We start from the raw sequence: 19908 nt of genomic DNA, 5'->3' as shown, positions 1-19908 counted from the left end.
ACGTCGAACAAGTCGGCCTCGCCGGGCGGGGCCGCGCTGCCGCTGACGGCTGATCAGGCGACCGCTGCCATGACCTCACCCGCCTGGGACGCCGTGGTGGCGGACCTCCCCGCCGTCGAGCCGTCCGGCGCTGCGGAGTGGTTCCCGAGCGAGGAGGTCCTCGCCGTCGCGACCCCCCTGCTGCCGAGCGGGCTCGTTCCGGCCGACACCACGGGCAAGGACGGGTACGTCAGCTTCACCGTGAAGGACGCCGAGGGCCCGGGTCTGGTGGAGGTCGACGTTCGGGACGGGCGCTTCTACCTGCTGAACCCGCCGGCCGAGTACGCCGACGCGCAGACCCTGCCGGACGGCACCCGGCTGCTGGAGAGCAAGGACGAGGGCTGGTGGACGGTCCGCGCACTGCGGCCGGACGGGCTGATCGTCATCGTGGCGGCGCACCGGAGCGCCGACCTGATGCGGCCCCTCACGCGCCACAGCCCGGCGCTGACCATGGATCAGCTGAAGGCCGTCGCCACCGCTCCCGCGTGGAAGCTCCCGGGCTGAGCGGGCCCTGCCGACGGGCGGGCAGATGCAGATGTCTTTCGAACGTACGTCATCCCAGGGGGGAACCAGATGCACAAGGCTGCCAAGGTCGGAATCGCCGTCGTGACGGCGTCGATGTTCACAGGGGGCGGTCTGGCCGCCTACAACCTGTGGAACGGGATCACCGGCGGTTCGAAGGGCTCGGACGGGACGTCCGCCGTGGCGTCGGCGGCGACGCCGGTGGCCGAGGCCCCGTCGGCCGAGACGGCCGCCAAGGAGGCGAAGGCGTTCCTCGCCGCCTGGGCGGCGGGCGACTACGAGGAGGCCGGGCAGCACACCGACCAGCCGGGAGCCGCGAACCTCGCCCTGGCCCGGTTCCGGGACGACCTCAAGCCGACGGCGGTGGCGCTCGTCCCGGCCGCCGCGACGGGTACGACCATCGGGCCGGACGGCTTGACGGTGAGTTTCAAGGCCCGGGTGGAGTTCGCCGGAGCGGCCCGCCCCTGGGAGTACGACGGCAGGGTCGCCATGGTGAAGCTGAGCGACGGCCGGGCCGTGGTGCACTGGGACCCGAGCGTGGTGCACCCGAAGCTCACCAACGCCGGTAAGGCCCTCGCGGTGCGGCCGGTCACCGCGTCGCTGTCCAAGGTGGTCGACCGGAAGGGCCGGCCGGTGGCCGAATTCCCGTCCATCGCGGCCCTGTTGGGGCAGGTGGACTTCGGCACGACGGATGCCCCGACGGAGGCCGGCCAGGGAGTGGTGGTCACCCAGTCGGGCGGCGCGACGGCGCCTGAGCCCCTGTTCACCATCACCGAGCCCAAGAACGGGGAGCAGCGGAAGCTCACCATCGACGCCGACCTCCAGCGCGCCGCCGAGGCGGCCGTCAAGGAGCGGTCCGGGCCCGCCTCGATCGTCGCGATCGAGCCCAGCACCGGCCACGTGCTCGCGCTGGCCAACAATCCGGCGTCCAGCCAGAACCGGGCGTTCACCCGCCGTCATCGCCCCCGGCTCGACCATGAAGGTGGTCACCGCCGCCGCACTGCTGGAGTCGGGCCTGACCCCCGACACCCCGCTGGCCTGCCCGAAGAACACCGACGCCGGTGGCCGCCTGGTGCCCAACGACTTCCCGGACGCCCGGCTCGGCTACACCTTCAAGGACGACTTCGCGCAGTCCTGCAACACCGCCTTCATCGAGGCCGGGCGAACCAGACTCTCCGCCGGCAGCCTGCCGGCCATCGCCAAGGAAGTCTTCGGGCTCGGCCAGGTCTGGCGGACGGGCCTCAGCAACTTCGACACCAAGATCCCGGCCGAGACCAACGCCGAGCAGATCGCGATGGCGTACATCGGGCAGGGCCGGATCCAGACCAACGCGCTGGCGATGGCCTCGGTCTCGGCGACGGTGCAGAGCGGTGTCTTCCGCCAGCCGATCCTCGTCCCCGGCCTGCCCCAGTCCAAGGCCGCCCGCCGCCTCGACGGCACGGTCCTCGGCCAGCTGCAGTCGATGATGCGGCGCGCAGTCCAGAGCGGCACCGCCGCCGAGGCCCTGGGCGGCATCCCCGGCGCGGCCGGAAAGACCGGCACTGCCGAGGTCAGCGGCCGGACGGCGAACAGCTGGTTCACCGGGTACCGGGGGAACCTGGCGGTGGCCGCCGAGGTCGAGGGCGCCGGCCACGGCTCGGACGCCGCCGCGCCTGCGGTGGGCAAGCTGCTCCAACTGGGCAACAACGGCTGAGCCTGCCCCGACCCGTGCCCGACCCGTGCCCGGGCCGGCCCCGCGCGAGCGGGTGGCCCGCACCGTGCTCGGTGGCTGCTGTGCCGGGCCGCTCATCGGTTGGTGCGGTGTGCGCTGCGGCAGTTGACGTCGTGGGTCAACGGGAGCGTCGGCGGCGGCGGGCCACCAGGGGGGCGCCGATGGCCACGGCGGCGGTGCCGGCTCCGGCGACGATGAGCGTGGCGATGAGGGTCCCGTGGCCGGTGGTGGGGGGTGTTCCGGCGGTCGTGGTGGTGGTCGGGGTGGCTGAGACGGTAGCTGCGGCGCTGGGGGAGACGGTAGCGGGGCCCGAGGTGGAGGGGGCGGCGGTCGGGCTTGGGGCGGTGCCGGGGACGGCGGTGACGTCGAGTTCGGCCTCGCCGTGGCCGAGGGCCGGGAAGCCCGAGTCGACGGCCACCGACCAGTGGCCGGGCGGGAGTTGGCGGGCGGTGGTGTAGGTGCCGGGTGGGCCCTGGACGGGGACGAGGGGCCAGGGGCCGACGGTGCGGCCGTCGGTGCTGGTGGCGTTGACGGTGGCGGCGACCCTCTCGTCGACCGGGTCGTGGTCGTTCTGCCAGGTGGCCGTCACGGTGAGGTGGCCGTCGACCAGGGCGGTGACGGTGAAGGCGATGGTGTCGCCGTGGGCGGCGGCGGGGTGGGCGGTGCCGAGGGAGAGGAGGGCGAGGGCGGCGAGGGCGGCGGCGAGGGGGCGGCGGCGCACGGGGGCTCCTGGGGCGAGGGTGGGGAAGGCCGGTGGTGGTGCGGGGAGGTACCCCGCACCACCACCGGCCGAGGGACGGTGCGTCAGGCCGCGGCCTGGATGCTCCAGTTCTGGTACGACTGCCCGTTGGGCTGCTGGAGCTCCAGCAGCCAACCGCCGTAGTACCAGCGCTTGCTGGTGCCGAGGACCAGCGTGGAGCCCTTGGCGGTGAGGACGAAGCTGTGGTCGGCCGCGCCGATCCGCCACTTCTGGGCGTCGGAGGCGGAGCACGGCTGCTGCGCCACGTACTGCCCGGCGACCGCGGAGCCGCCGAGCTGGAGGCACTTGTCCGACTTGGCCGAACGGATCCGCAGGTAGCCGTCACCGGCGTCGTCGAAGAGCCACTGCTGGTTGCTGTACCCGGTGCGCTGGTAGCCGATCAGCACGGCACCGTCACGGGTGGAGCCGCCCCACATGTCGGCCGCCTGGCCGGTGAGGTCGTTGGTCACCAGGTAGCGGGTGCCCGGGGTGGTGGGCGCGGGGCCGGCGGCCTTGAGGCTGCGGAACGCGGTGGCCTGGCCCGGGCGGCCGACCTTGCCGGAGGCGTCCTGGACGGCGACGGCGACCTTGTACTGGGTGTCCGGCTGCAGGCCGACCAGGCGGACCACGGTGGAGCCGACGATCGCGAGCGAGCGCCCGTCGACCTGGACGTCGTAGCCGCGCGCACTGGCGACCGCGGACCAGCTGAGCACGGCCGAGACGGCGGTGGTCTGGCCGACCGTCACCCCGGGGGCCGGTGGTGGGACCGGTCGGGGAGGGCGAGGCGGTGGGGCTCGCGGTGGTGGGGGTCGGCGTCGGGGAGGCGGTCGCCGAGCGGCTGGGGCTCGGGCTGGGCATCGCGCTCGAACTCGGGCTGGGCGAAGCCGACTTGGTCGGGCTCGGGCTCGGGCTCGCGGTGGTCGGGCTGGGGCTCGGCGTCGGGTTCGGGGTGGTGCCGCCGTCGCGGAGCAGGAAGCGGTTGTCGGCGACGTTCCAGTGCGTGGCCAGGTAACTACCGGGCTGCGGCGCGGTGTTGTAGTAGTCGTCGTGGTTGCAGTCGAGGCGGTCGTCCGAGGCCCGGTTCGGGCAGACGGTCTGCATCTTGGGGTAGTACGGCGAGTCCGAGTAGCACATGATGTCCCACTCGTCGACGCAGTGCGCGCCCCTGCTGGTGTGCGGGGCGCTGTTGTTGACGGCGCCGAGGTTGTGGCCGAGCTCGTGCGCGGCGGTCGAGCCGCCCCAGCAGCCGTTGTCGGTGCGGCCGTAGGAGGGGCCGAAGTTGGAGAGGTTGTCCTGACCCGGGCGCTCGTCGCCGTTGAAGGTGCCTATGCCGCAGTACACGTTCGCCTCGGCGAAGATCATGTACTTGCGGTCCTTGCGGTTGAAGCCCTGGGCGGCCAGCGCCTTGTTGCTCGCGCCGAACTCCTGGAGCGCCGCGTCGGACAGCTCGACGTTCAGCACCGAGGCAGAGCAGTCGGACTCGGTGACGTACCGGACGTGGCGGGTGCCGCCGGTCTCCTGGGCGCTGGCGTTGTAGATGACGTCGGTGTCCGCGGCCCACTTCTTGAACGAGGCCAGGTACTGCCCGAAGCGGTCCTTGCCGGGCCCGTGCACGTACAGCACCTGGACGCGGTTGCCGGTCGAGCCGTCGCCGTCGCAGACCACCTTGGAGCCCTCGGCCGCGGCAGCGGCCGGTGCGGCGCCGGAGGCGTCGGCGGCGGGTGCGGCGGCCGCGGCCGTGAGCTGGCGTCCGCTGCGCAGGTCGATGACGGGTGCGGCGGCGGTCAGCAAGTCGGCGGGAGAAGGGAGTTCGCCGCCGGAGGCGGTCGGGTCCGCGGCCTTCTGTCCGCCGGTGACGGCCGGTGCGGTGTCCTTCTGCACGTCCTTGCCGGGCGGCGGGGCGTCCGGGCCGTGGGTGCACTGGTGCTCGCCCTCGCCGGCCTTGTAGACGCCCGCGCAGCGGTCACCGGCCTCGGCCGGGACGAGGCCGGTGTAGACGAGGCCCTTGGCCGGGTCGTTCTTGGGCACCGAGCTGACCGGGACGGGCTTGTCCTTGTGCTGCGGTGCACTGGCGGCGGTCGGTTCCACCAGCTCCTGCACCACCGGCGCGTCCGCCGAGACGTGCGGGGCCTTGTCGTAGCCGGTGGTGAGGGCGAAGGTGCCCGCGATCAGTCCTGCCGCGACCGCCGCGGCGGCGAAGGCCACTCCGCGACGGCTCCGGCGGCGGTGTGACTGCCTCTTGCGTGACATGGGTCTCCTCGTCGGCAGACGGGGAAGTAATGCGTGCCGACGCGTAGGAGACCCGTGGCGGAGCGGGGATAACGGAAATGTCGCCCGGTTCTTCGAAGAAAATCTGCCGGACGCCGCCCGGCCGCAGACGGTAACGGCCGGGCGGCGCAGGGTAGTTGCGCATCTGATGTGGGATGCGGGGGTTCCGTGTCGGTGCCGGGCGTAACCGGTGGGCGGTGGTCGCCGGGGCGGGGTCAGTCGATCTGGAGCTCGCCCATGCGGCTCCAGCCGTGGGCGCCCTCGATGGTGGTGCTGACGATCTCGGGGGTACGGGTGACCAGGGGGCGCATGGTCTCCAGGCCGGCGGCGAAGTGCGGGGACGTCACGTGGGCCTCGGCGGCACCGTCGGCGAAGGCCTCGACCAGGACGTAGGTGTCGGGCTCCTCGAGGCTGCGGGACCACTCGAACCAGAGGTTGCCCTCCTCGGCGCGGGTGGCGCGGGTGAACTCCGCGACCAGCTCGGGCCAGGCGTCGACGTACTCGGGCTTGACGGGGAATTTCACCACAATGAAGATCATTCGCCGATTGTAGGCATCCCGTGGCCGGGGACGGCGTGACCTCCCTTTCCCGCTCGGGGCGGGCGGTCGGCTGCCTGTTGGGCAAGGGGTGGGAGGCACGGCCTCAGGTCGGCATGGTTGCGGTGATCCGACCAGGTCGGACGGTACGTTGCCGCTCAGCGTGATGGCCCATCACCGACGGTAGCGGGCCGCCTGTGCGCGGCCGCGCCTGCCCCTGCCCGGATCAGGAGACGAGTCCGCCATGTCCATGCGATTGCTCTTCCCACGCACAGTGCCTCCGCTGGCGGCGGTGCTCATGGGGCTCGGAGTGAGTGCGCCGCCCGCCTTTGCGGCTGCCCTGCCACCAGGCTGCACCGAGTCCGCCGGAGAGATCTCGGAGGTCCCCCTTCCCGAGGACGTCTCCCGCGAGGGCACCATCTACACGTGCACCCAGGGCCTGTCGCAGGACTGGACGGTCGGCGGCGGGAACACCCAGATCATCATCACCAACGTGCCCGGTGCCCCCGGCATCGCCGCAGGCGCCACGCTGAAGTACACCGGCAACGGGGTCATCGCCGTCACCGTCCCGCGTCGCAACGGGGTTTCCCCTTCGGGCATGCGAGGCGACGCCATCAACGGCACCGTCGACATCGCCACCTCGGCCAGCTACTACAGGGTGGACGGCTTCGGCGGAGGAGAGACCGGCCTCCTCGAGACCGGTACCGCCGGCGCCGGCGGCCGAGGCTGCACGATCACCGCTCCGGGCAAGCGAGGCTGGATCGGTCTGCACGGCGGCGGCGACACCGGCCGCGGCGCCGCACCCGGAAGTGACCACTGCACGATCACGACGGGGGGATGGGCTGACTTCACGGGAGGCAGCGGCAGCAACACCCTTCCCGGTGGCGCCGGGGCCCCCGGGGTCGTCGGCGGAACGGTCACCGCTCGCGTCCTCCTTGCCGACGGTGGCCGCGGCGGAAGCCCCGCGTACGACACGGACCCGAGTACGGGCCGCAACCGCAGCGACGGCGGCCCCGGAGGGGCCGGAGTCCTCGACGCCACCGTCACCGTCACGAAGACCGCGCTTCTCACCGGTGGGGCCGGCGGGAACGGCTACGAGGGGCGGGGTAACTGGGCGCCCACCATGCCCGGCGGGGTGGGAGGGCAGGGCGGGGCCGGAATCTCCGGCAGTACCCTCACCACCACCGGAAGCCCCGGCGAGGACTACGAGATCCGCGTGATCGGCGGCGAGGGCGGCTGGGGTGGGCCCGGCGGGCCCAGTGGTTACCAGGGGGCCGGACCGGGCCAGGGCGGTCGCGGCGGAGACGGCGGCGCCGGCAGTACCGGCACCACCCTGCGCGGCCCGGCCCAAGGCGCCGGCTCGGTCAAGGCCACCGGCGGCAAGCCGGGTCCGGGCGGTGCCGGGGGCGGGCGCGGAGGCAGCGATTCGAGCCAGCCCTTCACTCCGGGCAGCCCCGGGAAGGCAGGTGGCCCCGGCCAGGGCAACGCGGGCACCATCATCGTCGCCGGTACCGGCAACCAGATCACCACCGATGTGAACGGCGGTCGTATCGACGCCGGCGACGGCGGGAGCAACACGATCACCGTCACCACCAACAACGGCTCCGTCAACGCTGGTTCGAGCCTCGGGAACACGTGTCGGATCACCACCGACAACAAGCCCGAAGCGACCATCAACTGTGTCGGGGCGCCGGTCCCGACCCCGACGCCGACGCCCATGCCGACGCCCACGCCCACCCAGACGTCCACACCGACACCCAAGCCGGTGCCCACGCAGACCCCGACGAGCGTGGCTCCCAGCCCGGCCCGGACGGCGACAGCCGTGCCGACGCAGGCAACCGTCAAGCCCGCGCCCACCTGCGCGCCGGGCACACACGATGCCCGATGCCGACAGGAGGCCAAGGGCCAGCTCGCCGACACGGGGCTCGGCTCCGGTGATCTGACCGCTGCGGCCCTCGCGCTGTCCTCCATCGGTCTCGGCACGCTCACGCTGCTGGCCGTTCGCCGTCACCGGACCCGGAATCGGGCGTAGGTACGACTCGGCCCGCGCTCCCGCCGCCCCGCGACCGCTCGACCGCGACAGGACGAGTTCGGTCGCGGGGCACGGTGGTTGCAGGTGCGTCGAGGTGGTGGCCGGTCAGGACGGATCGCGGGGGATGGCGGCGAAGACCGGGGCGTCGGTGGCACGGACGAGGCGGTACCAGCGGAGGTGCCGGTCGAAGCGGGCCCGGCTGCCGGGGGCGGCGGCGCGGAGGTCGGCGATCAGGGTCGACTCCGGTACGCGGTGGGCGAGTTCGGTCAGCACCGGATCGACGGCAGGGGTGCGCAGGGCGGCGGCCGGGTGGAGCGGGAGCTCGGGGCCCTCGGGGTGGAGGGCGTCCCAGAAGTCGTCCGCGTAGGACTGCGGGTCCTCGTCCGGGCCGTACTCGTCGGCGATCTCCTCGGCGGTGGTGAGCAGGCGGTCCAGCCAGGAGGCGAGGGAGTCGGCCTGGACGAAGAGGCCGCCCTCGCGGTACTGCATCAGCACCCGCCCCCAGCCGCCGTCCGGGGCGAGGTCGACCCAGGTGAGACCGCCGCCGCCGTCGTCCGAGAGCACCCAGTGCGGCTCGGGCAGACCGTGGTCGGAGCCCTGGCGCGGATGGCCGGTGAGGGTGAACTCCACCGGCGGGACGGTGAACCCGCCGATCCGGCCGACCAGTTCGGCCACCTCGGCGGGTGCCGGGACGGGCAGCCGGGCGCCCGGGAGGACGCGCGGGTCGTAGGGCACCCGGGCGGCCAAGGCGTGCAGACGGGCGAGGACGGACGCTCCGGTGATCACGCCCGCGAGGCTACCCGGCGGGCGCCCCGGCCGGTGGCCTCCGGCGCGGGCCGTGCGGGGAAACTCAGGAGACAGGAAGGGAGGGCGCTCCCTAGCATCGGGCTGCTCATGCCCGCTCTGCCGATTGGTCCCGCCGTGAAACCCCTGCTGCCCCCGGTGCTCCGCGAGGAGCCGCAGTTCGCCCGGCTGTTCGCCGGGCAGGCGCTCTCGGTCCTGGGGGACCGGATCACCATGGTGGCGCTGCCGTTCGCGGTGCTGGGCATCGGCGGATCCATGGCCGACGTCGGGCTGGTGGCGGCGGCCGGGCTGGTCCCGATGCTGCTGTTCACGCTTGCGGGAGGGGTGTGGGCGGACCGCTTCCCCCGGCACCGGATCATGCTGGTCTCCGACCTGGTGCGGTGCCTCACCCAGGGGGCGGTGGCGCTGCTGCTGCTCACCGGTCAGGCCCAAGTCCCTTACCTGGTCGTGTTGATGATGGTCTTCGGCACGGCCGACGCGTTCTTCATGCCGGCCGCCACAGGGCTGCTGCCGCTGCTGGTCCCCACGGAGCGGCTGCGGGAGGCGAACGCCCTGCGGGGCCTGGTGCAGTCGGCCAGTCTGGTGCTCGGCCCGGCGCTGGCCGGCGGGCTGGTCGCGCTGGCCGGGCCCGGGGGCGCGCTCGCCGTCGACGCGGTCAGCTTCGCGGTGAGCGCGGCCTTCCTGGCGCGGCTGCGCCCGCGCACCGCACCGGCCCCGGACGCCCCGGCCGGGGCGAGCTTCCTGGCGGAGCTGCGGGAGGGCTGGAGCCAGGTGCGGTCGCGGAGTTGGGTCTGGTCCGGCATGGCGGCGATGGGCGTCTACCACGTGGTGGTGCTGCCCTCGATCTTCGTCCTCGGGCCGGTCCTCGCCGAGCGGGAGTGGGGCGGGGCCGAGGGCTGGTCGATCGTGACGGTGGCCTTCGGCATCGGCGCGGTGGCGGGCGACCTGTTGGCCTACCGGCTGCGCCCGGCGAAGCCGCTGGCCCTCGGCGCCGCCGCGCTGGCGGTGGCCTCCTGTCAGGCCGTCATCATCGGCGCCGGTCCGTCGGTCTGGGTGGTGGCCATCCTGGAGGCCGTCACGGGGGTCGGGGTCTCGCTCTTCTTCGTCCTCTGGGAGACCAGCCTCCAGACCCACATCCCCGAGCACGCCCTCTCCCGGGTCAGCTCCTACGACTTCCTGCTCTCCTCCGGCCTGATGCCCCTCGGTCTGGTCCTGGCCGGCCCCATCGCCACCGCCGCAGGCCTGCGCCCCACCCTCTACACCATGAGCGCCATCGGCGTGGCCTCCGCCCTCCTCCTCCTGGCCGTCCCGGCCGTCCGCCACCTCACCGACCGCACCGAACCGGCCGCCGATCCGGAGACCGTGGCCGCCTGAGCCGGCCGGGGCGCCCGCCCTCGTCGCGGACCGTCGCGATGCCACGGCCATCCTTGGTTACGGCCGGGGTGAGGAGCGGGAGGGCCACACGTGGCGACCCGGGGGTACGGAAAACCGAACCCCCGGGTCGGGTGTGAGCACGGTCGATCGTGGTGGGCGGGGTGTCGAGGATGGGGGCATGGAAACCAACGAATCCCTCGTCACCGCCTCCGTGCGGGAGTTGCACCGGTCCTACGGGGCGCGGCGGTCGGACCGTCCATGCCCTGCGCGGGGTGAGCCTGGAGCTGCGCCGGGGGAGCTTCACCGCGGTCATGGGGGCCCTCCGGGTCGGGGAAGACCACGCTGCTGCACTGTCTGGCCGGGATGGACCGGCCGAGCAGTGGGTCGGTGTGGTGGGGCGGGACGGAGGTCTCGCGGCTGCCGGAGCGGCGGTTGGCGGAGCTGCGGCGCAGTCAGGTCGGGTTCGTCTTCCAGGCGTTCAACCTGATGCCCGCCATGACGGCGGCGCAGAACGTGGAGCTGCCGGGGCGGCTCGCGGGGCGGCGGGTGGAACGAGCGGCCGTGCGGGAGGTGCTGGCGCGGGTCGGACTGGCCGGGCGGGAGGGTGACCGGCCGGGGGCAGTTGTCGGGTGGGCAGCAGCAGCGGGTGGCGATCGCCCGGGCGCTGCTGGCCCGTCCGTCGGTGCTCTTCGCGGACGAGCCGACCGGGGCCCTGGACCGGACCACCGGACACGAGGTGCTCGGACTGCTGCGCGAGGGCGTCGACCGGGACGGGCAGACCTGTGTGATGGTCACGCACGACCCCGTCGCGGCGGGGTACGCGGACCGGGTGGTGGTGCATGGCCGACGGTCTGCTCGTCGACGATCTTGACCGCCCCTCGGCGCAGCTGGTCGCCGACCGCCTGGCCCGGACGGGAGCCTGAGATGGCCGACACCACTGCCGTGCTGCGTCTCGCCCTCGGGCAGCTGAGCCTGCGCCCCGCCTCCTTCCTGGGCCTCGGGGCGGCGCTGCTGCTCGCCCAGGCGACCGTCACCCTGTTCGGCTCCCTGGTCGCGGCCCAGGTCTCGGCGCCGCCCGGCACACGGGCGGCGGAGGCCGGGCCGGGGCTGGTGCTGATAGCCGGCGCGTTCGGCGAGATCGCCGTACTGGTCTCGCTCTTCACCGTGGTCAACGCCCTCGGCTTCACGGTCCGTCAGCAGTACCGGGACCTCGCCCTGCTGCGCACCGTGGCCGCCACGCCCCGGCAGGCCAGGCGGCTGGTGCGGCGGCAGGTGGTGGCCGTGGTGCTCGCCGTCGGCCCGGCCGGGTGGGTGCTCGGGACGGCGGGGGCGCGTTGGTTCCTGCGGGAGTTGACGGTGCGGGGGATGGCCCCGGCCGGTCTGAGCGTGCCCGGGACGCCCGTGCCGTCGGCGGTGGCCCTGGTGGCGGCCCTGCTGGTCGCCCTGGCGGCCACCGAGCTCGCGGTGCGCCGGATCTCCCGGATCGCCCCGGCCGCGGCCCTGGCGGAGAGCGGGGACGAGGCGGCCGGGACCGGTCTGATGCGGGTGGTTGCCGGGCTGGCGGGCCTGGCGGGAGGCGCGGCGCTGGTGCGGCTCGCCGCCACCTCGACGCCCGACAAGTCGGGCCAGGCCGCGCTGTTGGCGGCGCTGGTCCTGTTGGCGGCCGTCGGGCTGCTGGGGCCGCCGGCGGCCCGGGCGGTGACGGCCCTCCCCGGCCTGGTGGTGCGGCTGTCCTCCCGCCGGACGGGCTGGCTCGCCGACGCCAACCTGCGCGGCTACGCGCACCGCCTGTCGTCGGCCGTGATCCCGATCGCACTGCTCACGGGCCTGGCGGGCACCATGGTCCTCATGACCACCACCGTCGAGCGGCTGACCGCCGCCGCCCTTCCGCCTGGCAGCGGGCTCGAGACCGTCACCTCGGAGATCGACACCTGGCTGCGGCAGTCCGAGTTCGGGATGCTCGCCGGCTTCGCGGCGGTGGCGACCGTCAACACCCTGGTGGCCCTCACCGCCGACCGGCGCCGTGAGTTCGCCCTGCTCACCCTGGTCGGGGCGACGCGCCGTCAACTGGCCCGGATGCTCGGTGCGGAGGCGTTGCTGACGGCCGTCGCCGGGGTGCTGCTCGGGTCGGCGGTGGCGTTCACCGCGGGCGGGGCGTTCAGCCGCGCGCTCACCGGGTCGGTGCTGTCGGCGGTGCCGTGGGTGACCTTCGGGTGGATCGTGGCCGGGGCGGCCGCACTGACGCTGCCGAGCGTCCTGGGGACGGGCCTGCTGGTCTCGGCCGGCCCGGCGGTGACCGCGGCGGGCGGTCGGCGTGGCTGAGGTGGCGAGGGCGGGGAGGGCGGGGAGGGGAACGGGCCGGTTCGTGTTCGCCGTCCTGGGGCTGCCGGTGGCGGTGCTCGGCGGGGTGTACGCGCTGGCGGTGCTGTACGCGGGGACGCTGCTCTCGCTCACCCTGCTCGGGCTGCCCCTGGTGGCCGCCGGACTGTACGGTGCGCGCGGGATCGCCGGGCTGCAACGGCGGCTGGTGGGGACGCTGTTGGGGGAGGTGGTGGAGCCGCCCGCGCCGCTTCCGCGCGGCGGCGGGGTGCTCGCCCGGATCAGGGCGGGGCTCACCGATCCGGTGGGCTGGCGCAGTCTGCTGTACCTGGGCCTGCGGCTGCCGGTCGGCGTGCTGACCTTCGCCGTGGCCGTCCCGTTGCCGCTCGGCGGAGCCTGGTTGGTCGCCTTCCCGTTGGTCGCGCTGGCGATGCCGGAGGCGGAACGGCCGCAGTGGTGGTTCACCGCCGCCGGCGTCGTGCTGGGTGTCGGGGTGCTGGTCGCCGTGCCGGCGGCGCTCCGGGCGATGGACCGTCTGAACCGTTACCTGGCGCGGCAGTTGCTCGGACCGGCCGGGACGCAGCAGCGGGTGCGGCAGCTGGAGCGGGCGCGTTCCGCCCTGCTGGCGGGGGCGACCGACGACCTGCGCCGTCTGGAGCGGGACCTGCACGACGGCACCCAGGCCGAGCTGGTGGCCATCGCCATCACGCTCTCCCTGACCGACGACGCGCTCGGTGCCGGGGCTCCGGACGCGGTCGACCCGGAGCGGATGCGCGTCCTGCTCGACCGGGCCAGACAGCAGACCGACTCGGCCATCACCGGCCTGCGCCGCCTCACCCGGGGCATCCACCCCGTCGCCCTGGACGAGGGGTTGGCTGCGGCGCTGCCCACCCTGACCGGGGCCGCCCCCGTCCCGGTCACCACGACGGTGGACCTGCGGGAGCGGCCGGACCCGGCGATCGAACGGGCCGTGTACTTCTGCGCCGCCGAGCTCCTCACCAACCTCGCCAAGCACAGCGGCGCCGACCGGGCCGAGGTGGCCCTGCGGTCGCGGGCGGGGAGGGTGCGGCTCAGTGTCAGCGACAACGGGCGGGGCGGGGCGGTGGCCGCACCGGGTGGCGGGCTGGCGGGGCTGCGGGAGCGCTTGGCGGCCGTGGACGGCACCCTGCGGGTGGACAGCCCGCCGGGTGGGCCCACCACCGTCACGGCCGAACTCCCGACCGCGCTCTGAGCGCGCGTCAGGCGGACTCGGCGAGGTAGGTGAGGACGGCCTTGACCCGGCGGTTGTCCGAACCGGTGGCCGGCAGGCCGAACTTGGCGAACACCGCCGCGACGTGCTTCTCCACCGCCCGCTCCGAGACCACCAGCGCCTCGGCGATCGCCCGGTTGGACCGGCCCTGCGCCATCAGCTCCAGCACCTCGCGCTCGCGCGCGGTGAGCTCCTCCACAACACTGCGGCGGCGGCCGTTCCGCAGGACGGCGGTGAGGATCTCGGGGTCGAGCGCGGTGCCGCCGTCCGCGATCCGGTGCAGCGCCTCGACGAACTCGGAGGTGCGGGCCACGCGTTCCTTGAGCAGGTAGCCGACCCCGGTGGCCCCGTCCTCCAGCAGGCGTGCGGCCCAGGCGGCTTCGAGGTGCTGCGAGAACACCAGCACCGGCCGCCCGGGCCGGGCCGCCCGCAGCTCCACGGCCGCCCGGATGCCCTCGTCGGTGTGGGTGGGCGGCATCCGGATGTCCAGCACGCAGACGTCCGGGTCGTGCGTGGTGACGGCGGCCGTCAGCTCCGCCACCGTGCCCACCGCCGCGAGCACTTCGCACCCCCGGGCCCGGAGCAGCTCCACCATCCCCTCGCGGAGGATGACGGAGTCCTCGGCCAGCACCACCCGCAACGCACGCTCGTTCATGCCCCGATTAAACGTCACCGGGGGCGGTGGGGGCTCAGGCCGTGGGTGCGGGGTGACGCCTCGTCGGCGGCGAGGAGGCGGAGGAGGTGGTGCGCCTCGGTGGGGTGGGGGGAGGTGGCGAGGACGGCGGCGGAGAAGGTGGTGGTGATGGCGGTGGGGCCGGGGAGGGGGCCGAGGAGGTGGATGCCGGGGTGGCCGGTGAGTTCGCTGCGTTGTTGGAAGGCGAGGTCGGCGGTGCCGTCGCGGAGGAGGGCGGCGACGGGGACGCCGGGCGGGGCCTGACGGAGGGTGAGGCGGCCGGTGAGGCCGAGGCGGTCGAGGAGGGCGAGCAGGGCGGTGCCGCTGGGGCCGGTGGAGTGGGCGACGGTGCGGGCGGAGAGGAGGAGGTCGTACAGGTCCTCGGGGGTGGTGAGGGGACGGGCCGCGGTGGTGTCGGGGACGGCGGCGACGGTCTCGGAGTCCCAGAGGGGGAGCGGTGCGGCGGCGAGGTGGCCCTCCCGGTGGAGGGCGGCGAGGGCGTCGGCGCCGAGCACGGCCACGTCCGCCCGGGCGCCGGCCCGGATCCGGCGGGCGGTCTCGACGCCCCCGGCGGCCTCGAAGCGGACGGGCAGGCCGGGCGTGCTGCCGAGGCGGGCGGCGAGTTCGGTGAGCAGGGGGCGGACGGCCATCGAGGAGAGGCCGAGGAGGGCGGGCGGGGTCGGGAGGAGGCTGGGCTCGTTCAAGGGGATGCCTTCGCTGCTGGTGGGAGGAGGTCTGGAAGACTGGCGGGATGAGTACGACCCGGGTCACGGCGGCCGGCAAGGTCCTCCAGGTGCTGGCGCTGTTCGACCGCGAGCACCCCGCGCTGACGCTGTCCGAGATCGCCCGCCGCACCGGCCAGGCAGTCAGCACCACGCACCGGGTGGTGGCCGAGCTGGCGGCCTGGGGCGCGCTGGAGCGGGCCGAGGACGGCTCCTGGCACGTGGGGCTGCGGCTGTGGGAGATCGCCTCGGGCTGTCCGCGGACCCAGATCCTGCGCGACGCCGCGCTGCCGTTCATGCAGGACCTGTACGAAGTCACGCACGAGAACGTCCAGTTGGCGGTCCGGGAGGGCACCGAGCTGGTCTTCGTGGAGCGGATCGCCGGGCACCGGTCGGTGGACCTGCTGACCATGGTGGGGACCCGCTTCCCGGTCGGCTCGACCGGGATGGGCCGGGTGCTGCTGGCGTACGCGCCGCGGGAGCTGCAGGAGGAGGTGCTCGCCGCGCCGCTGCGGGCCTGGACGGAGCACACGGTGACGGACCCGAAGGAGCTGCGCGCGCAGCTGGACCTGATCCGGCGCGAGCAGGTCTTCGTGAGCGACCGTCAGCTCCAGGACGCGACCGTCGCGGTGGCGGCCCCGGTGCGGATCGGCCGGACCGGGCCGGTCGGCGCGGTGCTGGGGATCGTGATCGCCGCGCGGGGCGCGGACCGGGCGCGCGGGCTGCGCGAGCCCCTGCTGCGGGCGGTGCACGGGATCTCCGAGGAGTTGGGACGGCGGGCCCGGACGGCGCTCTGAGGACGTCCTGAGGGTGCCGATCCTGCCCGCGCGGGGCCGGTTGCGGGCAGGGCTTTCCGTCTGACGGAAAGGGTGGCGACGCGGCGGGGTGCGGGGTGTCAGCGTTCGGGGCGTCCCCGGTGCGACCCGCCCGGGGCGTTCCCAGACCCCCACCCTCCCGGGAGCCGCCGTGCCCGCAACGCCCGTCGACGAGACGCCCGTCGACACCGTGACCGAGGTGCCCGTCGCCGTGGTCGGGGCCGGTCCGGCGGGCCTGATGCTGGCCCACCTGCTGGGCCGGGCGGGCGTGCCCAGCGTGGCCGTCGACCTGCGCACCCGCCGCGAGATCGAGACCACCCACCGGGCCGGCATCCTGGAGGCCGACGTGGCCCGGGACCTGGTGGAGACCGGAGTGGGCGACCGGATCCTGCGCGAGGGCCACGAGCACACCGGCACCGAACTGCGGGTCGCCGGCCGCCCGCACCGGATCGACTTCCGGGAGCTGGCCGGTGCCTCGGTCTGGCTGTACCCGCAGACCGAGGTCTTCAAGGACCTGGCCGACGCCCGCGAGCGCGACGGCGGGACGGTCCACTTCGGCGTCCGCGACACCGAAGTGCTGGACGTCGGCACCACCGCGCCCCGGGTGCGGTTCACCGCCGCCGACGGGACGCGGCACGAGCTGCGGGCCCGCTGCGTGGTGGGCGCCGACGGCTCCCGCTCGACCTGCCGCGACCTGGTGCCGGAGCGGCACCGGACCCGGCACGGTGCCGAGTACCCGTTCGCCTGGTTCGGTGTGATGGCCCAGGCGCCGTCCAGTGCAGCGGAGTTGGTCTACGCGCACTCCGCCCACGGCTTCGCGCTGATCAGCCAACGGACCGAGGCCGTCCAGCGGATGTACTTCCAGTGCGCCCCGGACGAGCGCGTCGAGGACTGGCCGGACGCGCGGATCTGGGCCACCCTCCAGGCCCGGGTGGCGGGCGAGGACGGCTTCCGGCTGACCGAGGGCCCGATCCTGGAGCGGACGGTGCTGCGCTTCCGCTCCTTCGTCCAGGAGCCGATGCGCTGGGGCTCGCTGCTGCTCGCGGGGGACGCCGCGCACACCGTCCCGCCGACCGGTGCGCGCGGGCTGAACCTGGCGCTGCACGACGTCAAGGTGCTGGCAGGCGTGCTGGTGCGCGCCCTCGGACCGGAGGGCGAGCCCGCGTTGGACGACTACCAGCCGGCCGCGCTGCGCCGGGTCTGGCGGGCCCAGCACTTCTCCACCTGGATGACGCGGCTGCTGCACACCCCGCCCGGCGCCACCCCCTTCGAGCTGCGCCGCCAACTCGGCGAACTGGACTGCGTGGTGGGCACCCGGGCGGGCCGCGCCTACCTGGCCGAGCAGTACACCGGCTGGCCCTCCGCCGACCGCTGACCCACCCTCCGACCCCTCAGGAGCGCCCCCCGTGATCATCGACAGCCACGGCCACTTCACCACCGCCCCGCCCCAGCTCGCCGCCTGGCGCGAGCGTCAGATCGCGGCCGCCGGGTCCGGGGCAGAGGCCCCCGATCCCGGCGAACTCTCGATCTCCGACGAGGAGTTGCTCAAGGCCGTCGGTGAGAACCAGCTCCGCATGATGGACGAGCGCGGCACCGACCTGATGGTCTTCTCCCCGCGCGCCAGCTTCATGGCCCACCACATCGGGGACTTCGCGGTCTCCGCCGCCTGGGCCAGGATCTGCAACGACCTGGTGCACCGCGTCGCCACCCTGCGGCCCGACCGCTTCGCGATGGGCGCGATGCTCCCGCAGTCGCCGGGCGTCGACCCGGCGAGCTGCCTGCCGGAGCTGCGGCGCGCGGTGGAGGAGCTCGGCGCGGTCGCGGTGAACCTCAACCCGGATCCCTCCGGCGGCAGTTGGACCGCTCCGCCGCTGACCGACCGGAGCTGGTACCCGCTCTACGAGGCGCTGGTGGAGTACGAGGTCCCCGCGATGGTCCACGTCTCCACCTCCTGCAACCCGGCCTTCCACACCACCGGCGCGCACTACCTGAACGCCGACACCACCGCCTTCATGCAGCTTCTCCAAGGCGACCTGTTCGCCGACTTCCCCACCCTTCGCTTCGTCATCCCGCACGGCGGCGGCGCCGTCCCCTACCACTGGGGACGCTTCCGCGGCCTGGCACAGGCGCTCGGGCGCCCCGAACCCGAGGAACTCCTCGGCCGCAACGTGTACTTCGACACCTGCGTCTACCACCAGCCCGGCATCGACCTGCTCACCCGGGTGGTCCCCGCCGAGGCCCTGCTCTTCGCCAACGAGATGATCGGCGCCGTCCGCGGCACCGACCCGCGCACCGGCCACCACTACGACGACACCCGGCGCTACCTCGACGCGACGCCGCACCTCAGCGCGGAGCAGCGGGCCGCCGTCCTCGGCGGCAACGCGCTGCGCGTCCACCCCCGCCTGGCCGCCCGCCTCGCCCCTCGCCCCGCTGAACGCCCCGCCGGCCTCGACGGCTGACCACCCTTCAGGAGAACACCGTGGAACCCACCGAACTCGGTCTGGTCCGGACCTCGATCACCCGCGCCGACCCGGCCGCCGTCGCCGCGCTCTCCGCCTTCGGCGTGGCCACCGTCCACGAGGCGATGGGCCGCACCGGCCTGACCCGCCCGTACCTGCGCCCCGCCTACCCCGGTGCCCGGCTCTGCGGTACCGCCGTCACCGTCCTCCTCCAGCCCGGCGACAACTGGATGCTGCACGTCGCGGCCGAGCAACTGCGGCCCGGCGACGTGGTGGTGGCCGCCTGCACCACCGAGAGCGAGGACGGCTTCTTCGGCGAACTGCTGGCCACCTCCTTCCGGGCCCGCGGCTGCGCCGGTCTGGTCATCGACGGCGGCGTGCGGGACGTGGCGGACCTGGCCGCGATGGACTTCCCGGTCTTTGCCCGCGCCGTCCACGCCCGGGGCACGGTGAAGGCCACCCTGGGATCGGTCAACGTGCCGGTGGTGTGCGCCAACGCGCTGGTGCGGCCCGGCGACGTGGTGCTGGCCGACGCCGACGGCGTGGTGGTGGTGCCGCGCGAGCGGGCCGGTGAGGTGGCCGAGGCCGCGGCGGCGCGCGAGGCCAACGAGGCCGGAAAGCGCGAGCGGCTGCGGGCCGGCGAGCTCGGCCTGGACATGTACGGCATGCGGGGCCCGCTGGCCGCGCTCGGACTGCGCTACGAGGACTGAGAGTGGACACCGAGACCGTCGAGAAGACCCCGGGCTGGTTGGACTGGCACCCGGCCCCGTCCCGGCCCCGGCTCGCCCTGCCGGAAGGGGCGGTGGACGCGCACTGCCACGTCTTCGGCCCGGGGGAGGTCTTCCCCTACGCCCCCGAGCGCAAGTACACCCCGTGCGACGCCTCCGCCGACCAGCTCTTCGCCCTGCGCGACCACCTCGGCCTGGCCCGCAACGTGATCGTCCAGGCGACCTGCCACGGTTCCGACAACCGGGCCCTGCTCGACGCCCTGCGCCGCTCCGCCGGGCGCGCCCGGGGCGTGGCCACCGTCCGCCCCGGGGTGTCGGAGGCGGAGCTGCGGGAGCTGCACGAGGCGGGGGTGCGCGGGGTCCGGTTCAACTTCGTCCGGCGGCTGGTGGACGTCACCCCGGCCGAGGAGCTGCGGGCGGTGGTGGAGCGGATCGCGCCGCTGGGCTGGCACGTGGTCCTCTACTTCGAGGCCGCCGACCTGGCGGAGCTGGCCGAGTTCTTCCTCTCGATACCGGTGCCGCTGGTGGTCGACCACCTCGGCCGGCCGGACGTCTCCAAGGACGTGGACGGCCCGGAGTTCGGCGCCTTCCTCGACTTCCTCCGGGCCCGGGAGGACATCTGGTGCAAGGTCAGCTGCCCGGAGCGGCTCTCGCTGACCGGCCCGCCGGCGCTGGACGGCGAGCGGGACGCCTACCGGGGACGTGGTGCCGTTCGCCCGCCGGGTGGTCGCGGAGTTTCCCGACCGGGTGCTCTGGGGCACCGACTGGCCGCACCCCAACCTGAAGGGCCACATGCCCGACGACGGCCTGCTGGTCGACCACCTGAGGCACGTGGCCCCGGCGGGCGAACCGCTGCGCAGACTGCTCGTCGACAATCCGATGCGCCTGTACTGGCCCGAGGAAGAGGGGAGTTGAGAC

Annotated in this window: 15 protein-coding genes and 5 pseudogenes; 13 read left to right on the top strand and 7 right to left on the bottom strand. The window is 74.3% G+C overall.

Going from position 1 to position 19908, the window contains the following annotated elements:
• From ABD946_RS10490 to ABD946_RS10485, 3 genes and pseudogenes are all read left to right on the top strand, one after another.
• Positions 1 to 543 (top strand): annotated as a pseudogene (locus tag ABD946_RS10490) (hypothetical protein); the annotation flags it as partial.
• A 219-nt stretch (positions 544 to 762) separates the two neighbouring features.
• Positions 763 to 1062: pseudogene (locus ABD946_RS42605) on the top strand (NTF2-like N-terminal transpeptidase domain-containing protein); the annotation flags it as partial.
• Between the two features lie 190 nt (positions 1063 to 1252).
• Positions 1253 to 2254, top strand: coding sequence for a penicillin-binding transpeptidase domain-containing protein (locus ABD946_RS10485; RefSeq protein WP_345282278.1), 1002 nt, complete (start codon positions 1253 to 1255; stop codon positions 2252 to 2254).
• Between the two features lie 136 nt (positions 2255 to 2390).
• On the opposite strand, the gene ABD946_RS10480 is transcribed toward ABD946_RS10485, so the two are convergent.
• From ABD946_RS10480 to ABD946_RS10465, 4 genes and pseudogenes are all read right to left on the bottom strand, one after another.
• Positions 2391 to 2993, bottom strand: a complete 603-nt coding sequence (locus tag ABD946_RS10480; RefSeq protein WP_345282276.1) for a hypothetical protein — start codon at positions 2991 to 2993, stop codon at positions 2391 to 2393.
• An 83-nt stretch (positions 2994 to 3076) separates the two neighbouring features.
• Positions 3077 to 3481 carry an RICIN domain-containing protein gene (locus tag ABD946_RS10475; RefSeq protein WP_345282274.1) on the bottom strand — a complete coding sequence of 135 codons (405 nt, stop codon included), beginning with the start codon at positions 3479 to 3481 and terminating at the stop codon, positions 3077 to 3079.
• Between the two features lie 126 nt (positions 3482 to 3607).
• Positions 3608 to 3724: pseudogene (locus ABD946_RS42600) on the bottom strand (hypothetical protein); the annotation flags it as partial.
• A 1770-nt stretch (positions 3725 to 5494) separates the two neighbouring features.
• Positions 5495 to 5818, bottom strand: coding sequence for a putative quinol monooxygenase (locus ABD946_RS10465; RefSeq protein ID WP_345282270.1), 324 nt, complete (start codon positions 5816 to 5818; stop codon positions 5495 to 5497).
• Positions 5819 to 6059: 241 nt separating this feature from the next.
• Between ABD946_RS10465 and ABD946_RS10460 the strand changes: the two genes are divergently transcribed.
• Entirely contained in the window at positions 6060 to 7847 is a 1788-nt protein-coding gene (locus ABD946_RS10460) for a hypothetical protein (protein WP_345282269.1), read from the top strand.
• 105 nt (positions 7848 to 7952) lie between these two features.
• Here ABD946_RS10460 and ABD946_RS10455 read toward each other — a convergent pair whose 3' ends face one another.
• Complete coding sequence (locus tag ABD946_RS10455; protein ID WP_345282267.1) at positions 7953 to 8633, bottom strand: SMI1/KNR4 family protein; 681 nt, start codon at positions 8631 to 8633, stop codon at positions 7953 to 7955.
• Positions 8634 to 8741: 108 nt separating this feature from the next.
• On the opposite strand from ABD946_RS10455, the gene ABD946_RS10450 reads away from it, so the two are divergent.
• From ABD946_RS10450 to ABD946_RS10435, 4 genes and pseudogenes are all read left to right on the top strand, one after another.
• On the top strand, positions 8742 to 10025 hold the full coding sequence (locus ABD946_RS10450) for an MFS transporter (protein WP_345282265.1): 1284 nt from the start codon (positions 8742 to 8744) through the stop codon (positions 10023 to 10025).
• Between the two features lie 178 nt (positions 10026 to 10203).
• Positions 10204 to 10948: pseudogene (locus ABD946_RS10445) on the top strand (ABC transporter ATP-binding protein).
• A 1-nt stretch (position 10949) separates the two neighbouring features.
• Positions 10950 to 12347, top strand: coding sequence for an FtsX-like permease family protein (locus tag ABD946_RS10440; protein ID WP_345282263.1), 1398 nt, complete (start codon positions 10950 to 10952; stop codon positions 12345 to 12347).
• Between the two features lie 43 nt (positions 12348 to 12390).
• Positions 12391 to 13575, top strand: a complete 1185-nt coding sequence (locus ABD946_RS10435; protein WP_345282261.1) for a sensor histidine kinase — start codon at positions 12391 to 12393, stop codon at positions 13573 to 13575.
• A gap of 7 nt (positions 13576 to 13582) precedes the next feature.
• Here the strand turns inward: ABD946_RS10435 and ABD946_RS10430 are convergent, their stop codons facing one another.
• Together ABD946_RS10430 and ABD946_RS10425 are read right to left on the bottom strand one after the other, a co-directional pair.
• On the bottom strand, positions 13583 to 14248 hold the full coding sequence (locus ABD946_RS10430) for a response regulator (protein WP_345282259.1): 666 nt from the start codon (positions 14246 to 14248) through the stop codon (positions 13583 to 13585).
• Positions 14249 to 14262: 14 nt separating this feature from the next.
• A complete protein-coding gene (locus tag ABD946_RS10425; RefSeq protein WP_345282257.1) occupies positions 14263 to 14970 on the bottom strand; it encodes a substrate-binding domain-containing protein in 708 nt (235 codons plus the stop codon).
• A 47-nt stretch (positions 14971 to 15017) separates the two neighbouring features.
• On the opposite strand from ABD946_RS10425, the gene ABD946_RS10420 reads away from it, so the two are divergent.
• The 5 genes and pseudogenes from ABD946_RS10420 to ABD946_RS10400 all read left to right on the top strand — a co-directional run bounded on the left by ABD946_RS10420 (position 15018) and on the right by ABD946_RS10400 (position 19905).
• The gene (locus tag ABD946_RS10420) at positions 15018 to 15785 is read left to right on the top strand and encodes an IclR family transcriptional regulator (protein ID WP_345282255.1); all 768 of its coding nucleotides are present in this window, start codon (positions 15018 to 15020) and stop codon (positions 15783 to 15785) included.
• 169 nt (positions 15786 to 15954) lie between these two features.
• Positions 15955 to 17178: a 4-hydroxybenzoate 3-monooxygenase gene (locus tag ABD946_RS10415; RefSeq protein ID WP_345282253.1), complete on the top strand. Its 1224-nt coding sequence runs from the start codon at positions 15955 to 15957 to the stop codon at positions 17176 to 17178.
• 31 nt (positions 17179 to 17209) lie between these two features.
• Positions 17210 to 18262, top strand: coding sequence for an amidohydrolase family protein (locus ABD946_RS10410; protein WP_345282251.1), 1053 nt, complete (start codon positions 17210 to 17212; stop codon positions 18260 to 18262).
• Between the two features lie 20 nt (positions 18263 to 18282).
• Positions 18283 to 18972, top strand: a complete 690-nt coding sequence (ligK, locus tag ABD946_RS10405; RefSeq protein ID WP_345282249.1) for a 4-carboxy-4-hydroxy-2-oxoadipate aldolase/oxaloacetate decarboxylase — start codon at positions 18283 to 18285, stop codon at positions 18970 to 18972.
• Between the two features lie 2 nt (positions 18973 to 18974).
• Positions 18975 to 19905: pseudogene (locus tag ABD946_RS10400) on the top strand (amidohydrolase family protein).
• The last annotated feature ends 3 nt before the right edge of the window (positions 19906 to 19908 follow it).

The organism is Kitasatospora albolonga, assembly GCF_039535905.1.
Taxonomy (GTDB): domain Bacteria; phylum Actinomycetota; class Actinomycetes; order Streptomycetales; family Streptomycetaceae; genus Kitasatospora; species Kitasatospora albolonga.
Note: the sequence above shows the minus strand (reverse complement) of the source record. Positions and strands in the feature narration are given on the sequence as shown.

Bases quoted from the DNA above. Each gene is read 5' to 3' on its own strand.
- ABD946_RS10485 (WP_345282278.1), top strand. From the start codon at position 1,253: ATGCCCCGACGGAGGCCGGCCAGGGAGTGGTGGTCACCCAGTCGGGCG.
- ABD946_RS10465 (WP_345282270.1), bottom strand. From the start codon at position 5,818: ATGATCTTCATTGTGGTGAAATTCCCCGTCAAGCCCGAGTACGTCGAC.
- ABD946_RS10460 (WP_345282269.1), top strand. From the start codon at position 6,060: ATGTCCATGCGATTGCTCTTCCCACGCACAGTGCCTCCGCTGGCGGCG.
- ABD946_RS10450 (WP_345282265.1), top strand. From the start codon at position 8,742: ATGCCCGCTCTGCCGATTGGTCCCGCCGTGAAACCCCTGCTGCCCCCG.
- ABD946_RS10440 (WP_345282263.1), top strand. From the start codon at position 10,950: ATGGCCGACACCACTGCCGTGCTGCGTCTCGCCCTCGGGCAGCTGAGC.
- ABD946_RS10430 (WP_345282259.1), bottom strand. From the start codon at position 14,248: ATGAACGAGCGTGCGTTGCGGGTGGTGCTGGCCGAGGACTCCGTCATC.
- ABD946_RS10420 (WP_345282255.1), top strand. From the start codon at position 15,018: ATGAGTACGACCCGGGTCACGGCGGCCGGCAAGGTCCTCCAGGTGCTG.